Source organism: Providencia sp. JGM181, assembly GCF_018257375.1.
In the GTDB taxonomy this organism is placed as follows: domain Bacteria; phylum Pseudomonadota; class Gammaproteobacteria; order Enterobacterales; family Enterobacteriaceae; genus Providencia; species Providencia lanzhouensis.
Genome location: NZ_JAERJY010000001.1, coordinates 28231 through 44919, shown reverse-complemented (window position 1 = coordinate 44919; position 16689 = coordinate 28231). Strand labels below are relative to the sequence as shown.

Annotated in this window: 11 protein-coding genes; all 11 read left to right on the top strand. The window is 44.9% G+C overall.

Annotation, left to right across the window (positions count from 1 at the left end; translation table 11 throughout):
• The first annotated feature begins 3 nt into the window (after positions 1–3).
• The 11 genes from iscX to JK188_RS00145 all read left to right on the top strand — a co-directional run bounded on the left by iscX (position 4) and on the right by JK188_RS00145 (position 16683).
• Entirely contained in the window at positions 4–204 is a 201-nt protein-coding gene (iscX, locus tag JK188_RS00195; protein ID WP_006661301.1) for a Fe-S cluster assembly protein IscX, read from the top strand.
• A 243-nt stretch (positions 205–447) separates the two neighbouring features.
• The gene (gene pepB / locus JK188_RS00190) at positions 448–1743 is read left to right on the top strand and encodes an aminopeptidase PepB (RefSeq protein WP_211886151.1); all 1296 of its coding nucleotides are present in this window, start codon (positions 448–450) and stop codon (positions 1741–1743) included.
• Between the two features lie 113 nt (positions 1744–1856).
• Positions 1857–2309, top strand: coding sequence for an enhanced serine sensitivity protein SseB C-terminal domain-containing protein (locus JK188_RS00185; protein WP_154602674.1), 453 nt, complete (start codon positions 1857–1859; stop codon positions 2307–2309).
• Positions 2310–2549: 240 nt separating this feature from the next.
• On the top strand, positions 2550–7589 hold the full coding sequence (locus JK188_RS00180; protein ID WP_211886150.1) for an alpha-2-macroglobulin family protein: 5040 nt from the start codon (positions 2550–2552) through the stop codon (positions 7587–7589).
• 112 nt (positions 7590–7701) lie between these two features.
• The gene (gene pbpC / locus JK188_RS00175; RefSeq protein ID WP_211886149.1) at positions 7702–10023 is read left to right on the top strand and encodes a peptidoglycan glycosyltransferase PbpC; all 2322 of its coding nucleotides are present in this window, start codon (positions 7702–7704) and stop codon (positions 10021–10023) included.
• A 288-nt stretch (positions 10024–10311) separates the two neighbouring features.
• Complete coding sequence (ndk, locus tag JK188_RS00170; RefSeq protein ID WP_006658631.1) at positions 10312–10737, top strand: nucleoside-diphosphate kinase; 426 nt, start codon at positions 10312–10314, stop codon at positions 10735–10737.
• Positions 10738–10962: 225 nt separating this feature from the next.
• Positions 10963–12108, top strand: coding sequence for a bifunctional tRNA (adenosine(37)-C2)-methyltransferase TrmG/ribosomal RNA large subunit methyltransferase RlmN (locus tag JK188_RS00165; protein WP_410431076.1), 1146 nt, complete (start codon positions 10963–10965; stop codon positions 12106–12108).
• 199 nt (positions 12109–12307) lie between these two features.
• Entirely contained in the window at positions 12308–13258 is a 951-nt protein-coding gene (gene rodZ / locus JK188_RS00160; RefSeq protein WP_211886148.1) for a cytoskeleton protein RodZ, read from the top strand.
• 178 nt (positions 13259–13436) lie between these two features.
• A complete protein-coding gene (ispG, locus tag JK188_RS00155) occupies positions 13437–14558 on the top strand; it encodes a flavodoxin-dependent (E)-4-hydroxy-3-methylbut-2-enyl-diphosphate synthase (protein WP_036949502.1) in 1122 nt (373 codons plus the stop codon).
• Between the two features lie 213 nt (positions 14559–14771).
• On the top strand, positions 14772–16049 hold the full coding sequence (gene hisS, locus JK188_RS00150) for a histidine--tRNA ligase (RefSeq protein WP_132495550.1): 1278 nt from the start codon (positions 14772–14774) through the stop codon (positions 16047–16049).
• 10 nt (positions 16050–16059) lie between these two features.
• Entirely contained in the window at positions 16060–16683 is a 624-nt protein-coding gene (locus tag JK188_RS00145; RefSeq protein WP_181477332.1) for a YfgM family protein, read from the top strand.
• Positions 16684–16689 lie beyond the last annotated feature (6 nt).

The following is a 16689-nucleotide window of genomic DNA, read 5'->3' as shown; positions in this document are numbered from 1 at the left end:
GCTATGAGCCTAAAATGGACAAACAGTCGTGAAATCGGTGAAGCGCTCTATGATGCTTACCCGGATACAGACCCAAAAACCGTGCGTTTCACGGATATGCATCAATGGATCTGCGACTTAGAAGATTTTGAGGATGACCCGCAAAAATCTAACGAAAAAATCCTCGAAGCTATTCTATTAGTCTGGCTGGACGAGTACGAATAAGTTTCGTGGATAAAAAACCGGATAGCGCTGAATAGGTTGCATCCGGTTTTTTTTCGTCTGTAACAGACTGCATAAGAAATTAAAATGATTCAAAAGAACCTATTAGTCTGATAGAAACTAAACTCAATAACGTTGCCATTTTTAGGGTATAGTTGGCGAATTAGCAAAGATTGATAGCAGAAAGTGATAAGCTAAATTCAAGATCCCGCAATAATCAACTTAGTGGATAAAGTGAGAAGAATAATGACCAAACAAATTATGCCAGTCATGATTACATGCGAACCTGCGGCACCATGCTGGGGTGAAGGCGCTCTATTAAGTTCAAACGATAAAGGCATGACTATCCACCTTAAGCATCCGGGTAAGCTGTGTGCTGTACAAAGTGCTGGTCGTAAGTTAGATAGCCAAGGCATTCGCAATGTTTCATTAACGGGCGAAGGTTGGGACTTAGAAAAAAGTTGGGCATTTTGGCAAGGTTTCCGCGCACCAAAAGGGGCGAGAACTATCGAATGGCCAGCATTGCAAGAAGCGGATCGCAAAGAATTAGAACAGCGCATCAATACCATTGATTGGGTTCGCGATATTATCAATGCGCCAGCAGAAGAATTAGGTCCAGAGCAACTGGCTCAACGTTCAATCGATTTACTGTGCAAAGTGGGCGCTCAAGATATCAGCTACCGCATTGTCAAAGGCGATGACTTACTAGAACAAGGTTATGCAGGTATTCATACTGTGGGTCGTGGGTCTAGCCGTCCTCCAGTATTGCTGGCATTGGATTACAACCCAGGCAAAGATGAGAAAGCGCCAGTGTTCGCCTGTTTAGTCGGTAAAGGCATTACCTTCGATTCAGGGGGTTATAGCATTAAGCCATTTGCTTCAATGAACTCAATGAAAGCAGATATGGGCGGCGCAGCAACATTAGTGGGTTCTTTAGCGCTGGCGATCACGCGTGGTTTAAACAAACGCGTAAAATTATTCCTGTGTATTGCAGACAACATGGTTAGCGGCAATGCCTTTAAATTAGGGGATATTATCCGTTATCGTAATGGCAAATCTGTTGAAATCATGAACACAGATGCTGAAGGGCGTTTAGTCTTAGCGGATGGTTTAATTGATGCAAGCAAAGAGAAACCAACGTTATTAATCGATGCGGCAACCTTAACTGGGGCTGCGAAAACAGCTGTGGGTAATGACTACCACTCGGTACTGAGCTTTGATGACAAATTAGTGGCAGAATTAATGTCAGCATCAGATGAAGAGTTCGAGTTATTCTGGCGCTTACCATTAGCTGAATTCCACCGTCAACAACTGCCTTCTGGTTTTGCTGATCTGAACAATATTGCAGCGCCTTCGCATACTGCGGGTGCAAGCACTGCGGCAGCCTTTTTGTCTCACTTTGTTGAAAATTATCGTCAAAACTGGGTACATATCGATTGTTCAGCAACTTACCGTAAATCGCCAGTGAGCTTATGGGCTGAAGGGGCAACCGGTATTGGTGTGAGAACATTAGCCAACTTACTTCTCAAAAAATCAAAATAATTCGAGTTATAATGAAATCGCAGTGGTGCAGTCAATGCAGCCTGCGATTTTTTCTTTAACATGAATGGTTTTTGAATTTAGACGATATTATTTTTGGTTGTAGAGGATATTGAATGACGCAACAATCCCAAAACCTAACAACAGACTCGCAATCTGATGTTCAGTTTACTGAACTCACGGTACCAGAAGGTTCTTCATTAAAATTAAGCGTTCTCGAACAAGAACCTGAAGAATTGACAGCGGCGCTCAGTGAGTTTTTTAAACAACATAAAGTTGTACGACGCGCGTTTATTGTTTCGGTCCAAGAAGTGGAAGATGAACAATTTGATGATATTTTGATGATAGCGTTGGAATTTGTTCCAGGCGCAGAAAATATCGATGAAATTATTCAAGAAGCGGGTGCAACCGCATGCGAATATATTGATGAGGATGAATCCATTGATTTTTGCATTGTTAATGAAGACGAAAAAGGGTTAAGCCACTTTATTACCCAGCACGTTGCACCATTTTATCAACGCCGCTTAGGCAGCTTCTTGCGCGACAGTATTCCCATCAAAAATACCTAATTCTCTCCTTACTCAAAATAAAGACCGGACTTCTCCGCGTCTTTATTTTTTCATGCTGTTTTTTCCGTTTTGTCTGATAGGTGTTGGTGTTACATTCTGTTAAATTATGTATTCAATTAATGCGCATACTTATTATTGCGGATTACACACTAAGCTCAATCATCGCAACGTATTTAAGTTCAAGGATTTTCTTGGGCTTCATGAACATAATAAATTAACTTAATAAGGGATGGGGCGGTAATGAAACAACAATCAAGTTGGACTTCATTGGCGGGTCTAAAAACGAAAAAGCGTTATGTAGCATTAGCCTTAGCGTCCGTTATGGCATTAGCGGGCTGCGATAATACAGACGATACCACGAAAAAAGAGAGTAATGTCTCAACCTCAGCGGCAGAAACGAGTACCAAAACGGCGCCCGTTGCAGAACAAAAACAGGCTGCACCTAAGCTTTCCAATGAAGAGTTAGTGAAGAAATATGCCGGGAAAGATCTGGAGATTTTGGATGCCTCGGAATTGCAGCTAGATGGTGCAAGCGCTATGGTCGTGACATTCTCGGTGCCTTTACAACCAAATCAAAACTTTGGTCAGTATCTGAATCTGGTGGATGTGAAATCAGGCAAGCTGGATGGAGATTGGGAGTTATCTGATAACCAGATGGAATTACGTTTCCGCCATTTACCGCCATCGAAAGAATTAAACCTTTCGGTTAATCCGGGAGTGAAAGCGGTCAACGAACGTACTATCAACAACAGCTTTGAGAAGAAATTCCAAACGGCGCAAATTATTCCAACCGTTGGGTTCGCAAGTAAAGGCTCTTTACTGCCAAGCAAAGTTGCCCAAGGCTTGCCTGTCATCGCGCTGAACGTGGATAAAATCGACGTAAATTTCTTCCGTGTCGATGAAAAACAATTACCGCAATTCCTCGCGATGTGGCAATACCGCAGTAACTATGAATATTGGTATTCCGATGAATTCCTCGACAAAGTCGAATTAGCCTATACAGGGCGTTTCGATTTAAACCCAGATAAAAACACCCGCCAATCCATTCTGTTGCCATTAAAAGATATCAAAGAGCTGCAACAAGATGGCGTTTATTTAGCGATCATGCAAAAAGCGGGTAGCTACAGTTATCAATTCCCTGCGACAGTCTTTACGCTTAGTGATATCGGCGTGTCATTACATAGCTACCATGATCGTGTGGATATTTTCACCCAATCATTAGCCAAAGGTTCGGCGATTAAAGGCGTCGAGCTGCGGATTTTGGATGAAAAAGGTCAATTAGTGACCAAAGGCACGACTGATGGTGACGGTCATGCTCAGTTAGACAAACTGGCTGGCGGCAAATTATTACTGGCAACCCACGAAGGGCAAACCAGTATGATTGACTTGACTCAAGCCGCATTAGACCTGTCTGAGTTTGATATTTCAGGTCCTTCAGGCTATGCAAAACAGTTCTTTGTGTTCGGTCCTCGTGATTTATATCGTCCGGGCGAATTACTGCTAGTGAATGGTTTACTGCGTGATGGTGATGGTCAGCCAGTGAAATCTCAGCCAGTCAAAGTGGATGTCTTAAAGACGGATGGTCAGGTCTACAAGAGCTTTGTATGGCAAGGGGATGAAAAACAAGATGGTTTGTACCAGTATCAGCTAGAGATCCCGAAAAATGCGGAAACGGGTGGTTGGTCACTGCGTTTTGATTTAGGTGATGGTTCACCACAACGCTATTACAAATTCAATGTTGAAGATTTTATGCCAGAGCGTATGGCGCTGGATATTACAGGCAGTGAGAAACCGGTATTAAGTTCGCAGCCCGTTGACTTTGACATTAAAGGTCGTTACCTCTACGGCGCCCCAGCAGCGGATAATCAGTTGCAAGGGCAAGTGTTGCTGAAAGCTAATCGTGAAGCGGTTGCGAAATTGCCAGGCTTTGAATTCGGTGCGACGAATGAAGAAGGCTTACCGCGTAAGCTGGATGAGTTTGATTTAACCTTAGATGGTAGCGGTGAAACCGTGATCTCCTTGCCGCAAAGCAACTGGGAATCAACGCGCTCTCCGATTACAGCAGTTCTGCAAGCTAGCTTATTAGAAGCAGGCGGTCGTCCTGTGACTCGTCGTGCTGAGCAAGCGATTTGGCCAGCGAAAAAATTAGTGGGTATTCGTCCTCTCTTTGAGAAAAAAGAGATCTACGATTACCGTACAGACCGCTACGCGAAGCGTTATAACGTCGATGAAAATTCATTAGCTGAGTTTGAAATTGTCATGTCAGATATGGCAGGGCATAAGCTGGCAGCGGAAAACCTGACTGCGCGCTTAGTGTATGAACGTCGTGATTACTACTGGAGCTGGTCAGAAAGTGGTGGCTGGGTTTCTAACTACGATCAAAAAGATCTCGTGGTGGCGAATGAGAATATTTCTATCGCCAAAGATGGTACCGCTAAGATCTCGTTCCCAGTGGATTGGGGGTCATTCCGTTTAGAAATTACCAACCCTGACAATGAGTTAGTCAGCAGCATTCAATTCTGGGCAGGCTTCTCTTGGCAAGATAATACCGGAGGCAGCGGTTCCGTTCGCCCTGACCAAGTGAAATTAAGCTTGAATAAACCCGCTTACTTACCGGGTGAAAAAGCCAAAGTCCGCATCGAAGCGCCAAAAGCAGGTAAAGGTTACATTCTGCTTGAATCGAGCAGTGCGCCATTATGGTGGCAGGAAATTGATGTCCCAGCTGGCGGGTTAGATGTGGAAGTGCCAGTGAATAAAGAGTGGGCACGCCATGATTTATATATCTCTGCGGTCGTAGTTCGTCCGGGAGATGACTCTAAAGAGGCGACCGTTAAACGCGCTGTTGGGGTATTACATCTGCCACTAGCTGATGAAAATCGTAAGATTGCATTGGCGTTGAACGCACCGACAAAAATGCGTCCAAATGAAGATCTGAAAGTGAAGATCAAAGCCACTTCTCAAGATGGCAAGCCGCTGCCTGAAAAAGTGAACGTGTTGCTGTCTGCGGTGGATACGGGCGTCCTGAATATCACCGATTTCAAAACTCCAGACCCATACGATGCCTTCTTTGGTCGTAAGCGCTACAGCGTTGACCAATATGATGTGTATGGTCACTTAATTGAAGGTCAAGGCAAGTTAGCCAACCTGCGCTTTGGTGGTGATGGTGAAGATGCTGCACTGGAACGTGGTGGTATGAAGCCTCTGACTGAGGTGCAAATCATTGCGGAACAAGCGCAACCAGTCATCTTAGACAAAAATGGCGAAGGCGAAATTACGCTGGCAATTCCTGATTTTAATGGTGAATTACGCTTAATGGCGCAAGCATGGAACCAAAAAGATTTTGGTCATGCAGACAGTAAGGTCGTTGTTGCGGCACCATTAGTGACGCAAATGTCGATGCCTCGCTTTATGGCGAGCGGTGACAAGTCTTACTTCGCGCTAGACCTCACCAATATGACCGACAACACGCAGAATGTGACAGTGACATTCAAAGCATCGGGCATGGTGAAATTAGATGGCGCAGCAACTCGTGATATCGAACTGACCAAAGGCAAACGTACCACAGTGACGCTGCCAGTCAGTGCCGATTATGGCTTTGGTGAAGGTGAAGTCTCCATGACCATCAACGGCGTAAAAGTTGAAGGGGAAGCGGAGAAAGAGTACAAAAACAGTTGGAAAGTGGGCGTGCGTCCAGCACAGCCAGCCGAAACCGTGGCATTTGCTACTGCGATTGAGCCGGGTGAAATTTGGTCATTACCAACCAACGATTTTGCTTATTTACAGCAAGATACACTGGAAGGACAAGTGCTGTTAACGAGCCGTCCACCGCTGCAAATTGCACGCTATATTCGTGAGCTGTTTGCTTATCCGTATGGCTGTTTAGAACAAACCGTGAGCGGGCTGTATCCGTCACTATTCTCGACACAAGCTGAACTGCAAAAGCTGGGGATTAATTCACAAACTGACGCAGATCGCCATAAAGCGATTGAGTTAGGCATCCCGCACTTACTGAGCATGCAGCGTGATGACGGTAGCTTCTCTCTATGGGATAAAATGGGGCGTGAAGAGTATTGGTTAACCGCGTATGCGACGGATTTCTTAAACAAAGCGAATCAGCGTGGTTTCTCCGTACCGCAAAGCGCATTGAATAACGCTAACACACGCCTGTTAAGTTATCTGCAAGATGGTAGCCAAGTAAGTTATCCGTACACGGATCAGCCAGACGCATCTCGTTTTGCGATCCAAGCCTATGCGGGCTTAGTACTAGCAACTCAGCAAAAAGCGCCATTAGGGGCACTGCGTCAAATCTATGGTCAAGCTAACAATGCGACCAGCGGTTTAGCGTTAGTTCAACTGGGTGTGGCATTAAACCTGATGGGTGATAAAGCGCGTGGTGAAAGTGCCATTATTGATGGTATGAAGAAACAGAGCGCACGTTATAGCAGCATTGGTGATTACGGCTCAGCGATTCGTGATGATGCGATGATCGTGGCATTACTGAATGAATATAACTTAATGCCAAAATCCCGTGACCAAAAACTGCAAACGCTGTCTAACAACTTGACTTCACAGAAGTATTTCTCGACTCAAGAGAGCAATGCCCTGTACTTAGCAGGTCGTTTCTATGCCAATGAGACAGAAACACCATGGAAAGCGCTAGTGAATGGTCAAGAGCCACCATTGGTTTCAGAGAAACCAGTAAGTGAGTTCTTAACGAAACAACAGTTAGTGAATGGTTATAGTGTTGAAAACAGCGGTACCAGCACACTGTATACTCGTTTGAATGTTGTCGGCTATCCGATGCGTTCACCGAAGCCATATTCAAATGTGCTGGATATCAAACGCAGTTACTACGATATGAAAGGCAACCGTATTTCAATCGATAGATTAAGAAGCGGCGAAATGGTGGTAGTGAAGTTGGAAGTGAATGCCAACCAAACTGTCCCTGATGCATTGGTGGTGGATTTATTACCTGCGGGCTTAGAGTTGGAAAACCAAAACTTAGCCAATAGCAGCGCTAACCTCAGTGAGTCTGCGCCAAATCTGCAAGAGATGATTGATGATATGCAGCAATCGCAAATTCGTCACATGGAATACCGTGATGACCGTTTTGTGGCGGCAGTAGAAGTTCAGCAATATCGTCCAACCACACTGGTTTACTTAGCTCGCGCGGTTACGCCGGGTGTGTATAACAAACCAGTGCCACAGGTGGAATCCATGTATGTGCCAGAATGGCGTGCCACAGGTTACTCCGATGGTCAGTTGGAAGTGGTTCGTTAATTCATATTAAATTAGAGAATCATTGAACTAGATGAAGATAAAGAGGGAAGCGTGTGTTTCCCTCTTTTTTTAGTATCATAAAAACAAATAATAACTCTCGGTATATTGACGAATGAAGAGATGGCTACGTCGCATTGGGTGGACGCTACTGGTTTTGGTCGTGGTATTGCCACTGGCCTTTTTAGCAGCAGATAAAATTTGGCCTTTGCCAATCAAGCAGATTGAAATGGCACGCACGGTCGTCGCGGGGGATGGGACTCCGTTATGGCGTTTTGCCGATAAAGAAGGTATTTGGCGTTTCCCTGTTAAGTTGGACGAGGTTTCGCCGGAATATATTGACGCGTTATTAACCTATGAAGATCGCCATTTTTACCAGCATCCGGGGGTTAACCCATTTTCGTTAATGCGGGCGGCAGGGCAGTTAGTGAGCTCAGGACGCATTGTCTCTGGGGGCAGTACCATCTCAATGCAGGTGGCAAGGCTGATTGACCCACATGAGCGCACGTTTGGTGGCAAACTCAAACAGTTATGGCGTACTGCACAGCTGGAATATCACTATTCTAAAGATGAAATCCTCGAAATGTATCTTAACCGAGCACCTTATGGGGGGACGATTGAGGGCATAGGTGCTGCCAGCTGGGTCTATTTGAATAAATCCCCTGCAAAATTGACCGCAAGTGAAGCGGCATTGTTTGCGGTTTTACCACAAGCGCCAAGCCGTTTAAGACCTGACAGATACCCAGAACGGGCGCAAGCAGCACGAGATAAAGTACTCGACAGACTGGCTGAATACCAAGTTTGGAGCACTGAAAAAGTCAATGAAATCAAGCAAGAGCAAATCTGGCTTGCCCCACGTAAAAATCCGCATTTAGCACCATTACTGGCGCGTCGGATGGTCAAAGATTCCCAAGAATCCATCGTGGAAACTACCATTGATGCTAGCCTGCAAAAGCAGCTTGAAGATATGGCGATGAACTGGAAAAACCAATTACCGAAGCAAACTTCCTTAGGATTGCTGGTGGTTGATCACACGGATATGAGCGTGAAAGCGTATATCGGATCGATTGACTTTCAGGATGATAGTCGCTTTGGTCATGTGGATATGATCAGTGCGTGGCGCTCACCGGGCTCAACACTCAAGCCATTTTTATATGCGCTGGCAATGGATGATGGTTTGATCCACGCCGAATCACTGTTGCAGGATGTTCCTCGTCGATTTAATGATTATCGTCCCGGTAACTTTGATAGCGGCTTTAATGGCCCTGTCAGTGTGAGTGATGCGTTAGTGCGCTCATTAAACTTGCCCGTTGTGCAACTGCTGGATGTCTATGGCAGTAAGCGTTTTGCGGCGCAATTACGTAATGTGGGCACAGAACTGCGTTTTCCAGTTGGCGGAGAACCTAACTTGTCGTTGATCCTCGGGGGAACGGCGGCACGAATGGAAGACTTAGTGTCAGCTTACAGTGCATTTGCTCGCCAAGGAGAAGTTTCTCCACTGCGTTATCGACCGACAGATGTTATCCGCGACCGCAAGTTAATGTCTCCGGGGGCCGCGTGGATTGTTCGCCGGATTATGGCAGGAGAAGCCCGCCCAGTCCCTGATGCTAATTTATCGGGACAGCCAAATCTTGCATGGAAAACAGGGACTAGTTACGGATACCGCGATGCTTGGGCTATTGGTGTGAACCCACGTTATACGATTGGTGTTTGGGTTGGGCGTCCTGATGCAACGCCAGTTGCAGGGCAGCTTGGCTATGCCACAGCAATTCCAATTATGAACCAAGTAAATTACATGCTGCTGACGCGAATTTATCAATCTCGAGAAGTGCTTCCGAAAGATTCAAGACCCGCGAGCGTTAGCCAAGCCGTGATCTGCTGGCCAGGGGGAACCTCATTACTGAAAGAAGATAGTAATTGTCGCCAGCGCCGTTTGAGCTGGATTTTAGATAATACGATTCCACCAACGCTAATGGCACGGGATCAAGAATCCTCTCTTGGACTCAGACAAAAAGTGTGGGTGAATGAGCAGGGGCTACAAGTTGCGCCAGATTGCCCAAATGCCCAAGAAAAAGAGATCCATTTATGGCCGATTACCGTAGAGTCGTGGTTGCCTGTAAGTGAAAAACGAATAAATCGACTGCCTAAGCCGGATGCCGTTTGTCCGCCGTTAAATCTTGAAATGCCACCATTATTAATTTCAGGTATCCGCGAAGGGGAGGTTCTCCAACGTTTACCCGGAAAAACCAGTTTAGACCTGCGTTTACTCACTCAAGGTGGACAAGGGCAAAAATGGTGGTTTTTAAACGGCGAGCAAGTGAACAATACCGAGCAAAATGGGGCAATTTTGCTGACGCTCGAAAAAAGTGGAAACTACCAAATATCTGTCTTAGATATGAGCGGACAGGTCACCGCTATCAACTTTAAGGTGAAGTAATAGCATAAAACGACGACTTAATTAAAAATCTAGCATTTTTTGCTATGAAAAGATTAACAAAATGTTGATGTGACTGTAGGAAATTGTAATCCAAGCCCCTATAATCAACGCCCTATTTTTCTGCTTCCTAACATCAGGAATAGAAACAATATAAAAAACTACAACAGGCACATATTCTTGGTTCTTCATATGCCCCTCTTGAAATTCTAGTGGAAACATTGGGTTAAATAAGAGAAACAAAGCAGAGAATAAAGAGTAAAAGTCAAGTCAATCGCTAAGAGGTTATTTATGGCTGTTCAACGTACATTTTCTATCATCAAACCAAACGCAGTTAAGAAAAACGTCATCGGTGCAATTTACAACCGTTTTGAAAGCGCAGGCTTCAAAATCGTTGCTGCTAAAATGATGCACCTGACTCGTGAACAAGCTGAAGGCTTCTACGCTGAGCACAAAGGTCGTCCTTTCTTTGATGGTCTGGTTGAATTCATGACTTCTGGTCCAATCATGTTACAAGTGTTAGAAGGCGAAAACGCAATCCAACGTCACCGTGACCTGATGGGCGCAACTAACCCAGACAACGCATTAGCGGGTACTTTACGTGCTGACTACGCAGATAGCTTCACTGAAAACGCAACTCACGGTTCAGATTCAGAAGAGTCTGCTGCACGTGAAATCGCATATTTCTTCGCTGCTGACGAAATCTGCCCACGCTAAGGCGTTCTCAATAATGCATTAGCATTATTGTTATAATATTTGTACAATATGTCGCCCTGTTAATCATCGCGTTAACAGGGTGATTTATTTTTTAGTCGTCCCGACTAATCGCAATCCCAATTTACGTCGTGCTTTTCGCACTGCCGAAAGTGTAATAACGAGGCAAACTCAATGTCTGATATGACTACCAATGCACAATGTGCAACTCCTTCTGCTGTATCTGCTATGCCAGAAAAAAATGGGCAGCCAGAAAAAAGCGGTCAAAAAATTAACCTGCTCGATTTAAACCGCAAGCAGATGCGCGAATTTTTTGCTGAGCTCGGCGAAAAACCGTTCCGTGCAGACCAAGTGATGAAGTGGATTTACCACTATTGCTACGATGATTTCGAACTAATGACCGATATCAACAAGGTGCTACGCGCGAAATTAACAGAAGTCGCAGAGATTAGAGCACCTGAAGTGGCTGATGAACAACGTTCATCCGATGGCACAATTAAGTGGGCTATCAAAGTGGGTGATCAACTGGTTGAAACGGTGTATATCCCTGAAGCTGATCGCGCAACACTGTGTGTCTCTTCTCAAGTTGGCTGTGCACTGGAATGTAAATTCTGTTCTACCGCGCAGCAAGGTTTTAACCGTAACTTGCGTGTTTCCGAAATTATCGGACAAGTTTGGCGTGCAGCTAAAATTATCGGTTCGCTGAAGTCTAGCGGTCGCCGTCCTATCACCAACGTGGTGATGATGGGGATGGGTGAGCCGTTATTGAACTTAAATAACGTGGTTCCTGCGATGGAAATCATGTTAGATGATTTTGGTTTCGGTCTGTCAAAACGCCGCGTAACAATTTCCACCTCAGGCGTGGTTCCTGCACTGGATAAGTTAGGCGATATGATTGATGTTGCGCTGGCTATTTCTCTGCATGCACCAACGGACGATGTGCGTGATGACATCGTACCAATCAATAAGAAATATAATATCGAAACATTCTTAGCCAGTGTGAATCGTTATTTAACGAAATCCAATGCGAATGCGGGACGTGTCACAGTTGAATATGTGATGCTTGATCATATTAACGATAGCGTTGAACAAGCCCACCAACTCGCAGAATGTTTGAAAAACACACCAAGCAAAATCAACTTGATCCCATGGAACCCGTTCCCGGGAGCGCCATATGGTCGCAGTTCCAACAGCCGAATTGATCGATTCTCTAAGGTATTGATGGAATACGGTTTTACGACTATAGTTCGCAAGACTCGTGGTGATGATATTGATGCTGCATGTGGGCAACTAGCAGGGGATGTTATTGATAGGACGAAACGTACCTTGAAAAAACGCCTTGCTGGGGAACCTATCCAGGTAAAATCAGTCTGATATATAGATAATATCTAATCAGTGAGTTAGGTTATAATTCGGGGCGTTTTATGGTTAGGCAAAACGCCCTGGTTCGCCTACAATAATTAAAGCGGCATATCTTCTCTATTGTTGTTGGAAACTATGACGTAATCAGACGGGTAAAGTAGCGTAAAATCTGCTTTATATTTATTAAACTTGGAAATAGTGTTGCCAGCTAATGACTATCGAAAATAATACCGAACAAACTTCTATCACTGTAGGGCAATTATTATCCCGCGCTCGCGAGCGTATGGGTCTAACGCAAGAAGCGGTTGCGGAGCGACTGTGTCTTAAAGTGAGTACGGTAAAGGAAATAGAACAAGATATTCATCCTGCGGGCGTAGAGCCAACGTTTTTACGTGGTTATATTCGTCTATATGCACGAATGGTCGGAATTCCTGAAAACGATCTTGCCACACTCTTAAAAAGTGATGTTCCCGCACAGTCTCCCAATGTTTCTCCAATGCACAGCTACTCATTAGGCAAAAAGCGTAAAAAACGCGAAGGTTGGCTAATGAAATTAACGTGGTTGATTGTCATTGTACTTATCGCGATGGTGGGTATTTGGTGGTGGCAAGAACATAATGCCCAGCAGAAAGACCTGTTAACCATGGCGAACCAAAATGAAGCATTGGTTCAACAAGATTCCAGCGAACCCGTGAACAATATTGCGGTTGATATGCCACTTGCAACTGACAATAGCGCTGTGCAAACCGATCCACTGGTCGACCCTGCACCAGTATTGACAGACACCCAAACAGCAGCGAATACCGATGCGGAAGGGGTGAGAACGATCCCACTGCCGAATGCGCCGCAAACAACGCCTTCAGTAGACAGAGCTCAAGGAGATGCTTCTCAAACAACGGATATGCCAGCCGCAACAGGTAATGGTTTAACGTTAAGTTTCTCTGGTCAATGTTGGCTAGAAATTCGTGACGCAAACAATAAAGTTTTATTTAGCGGCATGAAAAATAACGGCGACAAATTAGAACTTGATGGTGCACAACCTTACCGTTTAAACATCGGTGCACCAGCCAATGTGACGGTGCAATTCCAAGGTAAAAACGTTGATTTAAGCCGCTTTATCAAAGCGAAACGTTCTGCGAAATTTAAGTTGCCAGAAGCATAAAAATATTACGAAATTAAAGAAGCAAACTATATCCTAAAACACTCTTTGTGATAGTTTATAGTTTGCTTTCTTGTGTATAGTGGGGCGCGTTAAAGCAATGACCATACACTATGCCATGATATTAAAGAGCGCCATGGTATTAAAATGAGCACATGGATGTTCGGAGAATTAAACAAAAATGCATAACGAATCACCAATCAAAAGACGCAAATCCACCCGTATTTATGTCGGTAATGTTCCTGTTGGCGACGGCGCACCTATCGCTGTTCAATCAATGACCAATACCCGTACAACCGATGTCGAAGCCACTGTTCGCCAAATTAAAGCCCTTGAACGTGTTGGGGTAGATATTGTGCGCGTATCAGTACCCACGATGGATGCCGCAGAAGCCTTTAAATTAATCAAACAGCAAGTTGATGTCCCTCTGGTCGCTGATATTCACTTTGACTACCGTATTGCCTTAAAAGTGGCTGAATATGGTGTTGATTGCCTGCGTATCAACCCAGGAAATATCGGTAGTGAAGAGCGAATTCGCCAAGTGGTTGACTGCGCTCGTCATTACAATATTCCTATTCGTATTGGGGTGAATGGCGGCTCGCTAGAAAAAGATATTCAAGAAAAATACGGTGAACCGACACCAGAAGCGTTGGTTGAATCAGCCATGCGCCATGTGGATATTTTGGATAGATTGAACTTTGATCAATTTAAAGTCAGTGTGAAAGCCTCTGATGTATTCCTTGCTGTGGGTTCATATCGTCTGCTTGCTCAAAAAATTGACCAACCACTTCATCTAGGCATTACTGAAGCGGGCGGTGCGCGCTCAGGTTCTGTGAAGTCAGCTATCGGTTTAGGTATGCTGCTCTCTGAAGGTATTGGGGATACACTGCGTATTTCCCTTGCCGCTGACCCCGTTGAAGAAGTCAAAGTAGGCTTCGATATTCTGAAGTCGCTGCGTATTCGCTCCCGCGGTATTAACTTTATTGCTTGCCCAACCTGTTCACGCCAAGAGTTTGACGTGATTGGCACGGTGAATGCGTTAGAACAGCGACTTGAAGACATTATCACGCCAATGGATGTGTCTATCATCGGTTGTGTTGTGAATGGTCCTGGTGAAGCTGAAGTGTCCACATTGGGTGTCGCGGGTGCGAAAACCAAGAGTGGATTCTACGAAGATGGTATTCGTCAAAAAGAGCGTTTTGATAATGACAACATTATTGATCAGCTAGAAGCTAAAATTCGAGCCAAAGCGGCAATGCTAGACGAAAGCATGCGAATAAATGTTAATCAGATAGATAAATAATATTTAGAAACTGGCTCATCATGAGTCAGTTTTTTATTTATCACCGTGATTAGCAGTGTTAATCGCGGTCATTTTTTCTTAAAATTACGCCATAGCGACCAAAATCAACAGATAATTCCCGATTCCACGGTGGTTTTGCAGTTTGTTGATTGAACCTGATGACATTTCGCTCTTATAATCGACCTTATGTAATTCTGAAAATAGAGAAATAAAGTGGGAAAAAATATCCAAGCCATCCGAGGCATGAATGACTACTTGCCAGCAGATACTCGAGTGTGGCAAAAAATCGAAGCAACATTGAAGAATATTTTACAGGGTTATGGTTTTAGCGAAATTCGTACCCCGATTGTAGAGCAGACCCCGTTATTTAAACGGGCGATTGGTGAAGTGACTGACGTTGTTGAAAAAGAGATGTATACCTTCAACGACCGTAACGAAGAGAGCCTCACACTGCGCCCAGAAAATACCGCAGGTTGTGTCCGTGCCGGTATTGAGCATGGTTTGCTGTACAATCAGGAACAGCGCTTATGGTATTTAGGGCCAATGTTCCGTTATGAGCGTCCACAGAAAGGTCGCTATCGCCAATTCCATCAGCTAGGTGCTGAGGTGTTTGGTCTGGCAGGTCCTGATATTGATGCGGAAGTGATCTTAATGACTGCGCGCTGGTGGCGTGCACTTGGGATCAGCGAGCATGTTACGCTGGAACTCAACTCAATCGGTTCATTAGAAGCTCGCGCAAACTACCGTGATGCGTTAGTCGCTTTCCTGGAACAGCACAAAGATAAGCTGGATGAAGATTGCAAACGTCGTATGTACAGCAATCCTCTGCGTGTACTGGATTCTAAAAACCAAGACGTTCAAGCATTATTAAATGATGCACCGGCGCTGTTTGATTATCTGGATGCGGAATCTCGCGAGCATTTTGATGGACTGTGCAAATTATTAGATAACGCGGGTATTAAATACCGTGTTAACCAACGCTTGGTGCGTGGTTTAGACTACTATAACCGCACTGTGTTTGAGTGGGTGACAACTGCGCTAGGTTCCCAAGGTACGGTCTGTGCGGGTGGTCGTTATGATGGTCTGGTTGAACAACTGGGCGGTCGTGCAACACCAGCGGTTGGCTTTGCAATGGGTATGGAGCGCATGGTTCTGCTGGTTCAAGAAGTGAATCCAGAGTTTACCGCAGATACCTCCGTTGCCGATGTGTATCTGGCTTCTTTTGGTGAAAATAGCCAACAAGCTGCATTGTTAGTTGCAGAAAAAGTACGTGATGAACTGCCAACTCTGCGTTTAATGACTAACCACGGCGGTGGTAACTTTAAGAAGCAGCTCGCGCGTGCCGATAAGCAAGGGGCAAAAATTGCTCTGATCTTAGGTGAAGACGAAATCAATAATAGCCAAGTGACGTTGAAAGATTTACGTACTGGTGAGCAAGAAACTATTTCACAGCAACTAATGGCATCGCGTATCGCCACGCTGTTAGGTTAAGGAGAGACAAGTGGAAGTCTATACAAACGAACAAGATCAAGTTGAGGCGATCAAACGTTTTTTCGCTAACAACGGCGTTGCTTTAGTGGTTGGACTGGTTATTGGTGTCGGTGGTGTGTTTGGTTGGAACTATTGGCAATCACACAAGTCGAATGTGTTGCAAGAAAGTGCAGCAAAATACGAGGCCGTCAATACTCAGTTACGTTCAGGTTCAGCTGAAGGTATTCAAGCTGCACAAAAATTTGCAGCAGAAACTAACGACGTTTACAGTTCAATGACTGGGCTGGAGCTGGCGCAAGTTTTTGCTGATAAAGGCGATTTAGCAGGTGCTGAGAAAGCACTGACTGACGCATTAGCGAAAGCAAAAACCGTTGATTTGCAAGATGTGATTAACCTGCGTTTAGCGCGTATCCAACTTGCACTCGGTAATGCGGATGCGGCTATCGCCTCTGTTGCTAAGATCCAAGGTAAGTCATGGCAAGCTACGGCACAGGATGTCCGTGGGGATGCTTTACTCCATAAGGGTGATAAATCCGGCGCTAAAGCGGCATACACTCAGGGGTTAGAAAGTGAAGGTTCTCAATCACTCAGAGGTATTTTGACTCTGAAATTGAACAACGTATCTAATTCATAAGAAGAA

Excerpts from the sequence above, each read along its gene's own strand:
- iscX (WP_006661301.1), top strand. The coding sequence starts at position 4 with ATGAGCCTAAAATGGACAAACAGTCGTGAAATCGGTGAAGCGCTCTAT.
- pepB (WP_211886151.1), top strand. The coding sequence starts at position 448 with ATGACCAAACAAATTATGCCAGTCATGATTACATGCGAACCTGCGGCA.
- JK188_RS00185 (WP_154602674.1), top strand. The coding sequence starts at position 1,857 with ATGACGCAACAATCCCAAAACCTAACAACAGACTCGCAATCTGATGTT.
- JK188_RS00180 (WP_211886150.1), top strand. The coding sequence starts at position 2,550 with ATGAAACAACAATCAAGTTGGACTTCATTGGCGGGTCTAAAAACGAAA.
- pbpC (WP_211886149.1), top strand. The coding sequence starts at position 7,702 with ATGAAGAGATGGCTACGTCGCATTGGGTGGACGCTACTGGTTTTGGTC.
- ndk (WP_006658631.1), top strand. The coding sequence starts at position 10,312 with ATGGCTGTTCAACGTACATTTTCTATCATCAAACCAAACGCAGTTAAG.
- JK188_RS00165 (WP_410431076.1), top strand. The coding sequence starts at position 10,963 with ATGCCAGAAAAAAATGGGCAGCCAGAAAAAAGCGGTCAAAAAATTAAC.
- rodZ (WP_211886148.1), top strand. The coding sequence starts at position 12,308 with ATGACTATCGAAAATAATACCGAACAAACTTCTATCACTGTAGGGCAA.
- ispG (WP_036949502.1), top strand. The coding sequence starts at position 13,437 with ATGCATAACGAATCACCAATCAAAAGACGCAAATCCACCCGTATTTAT.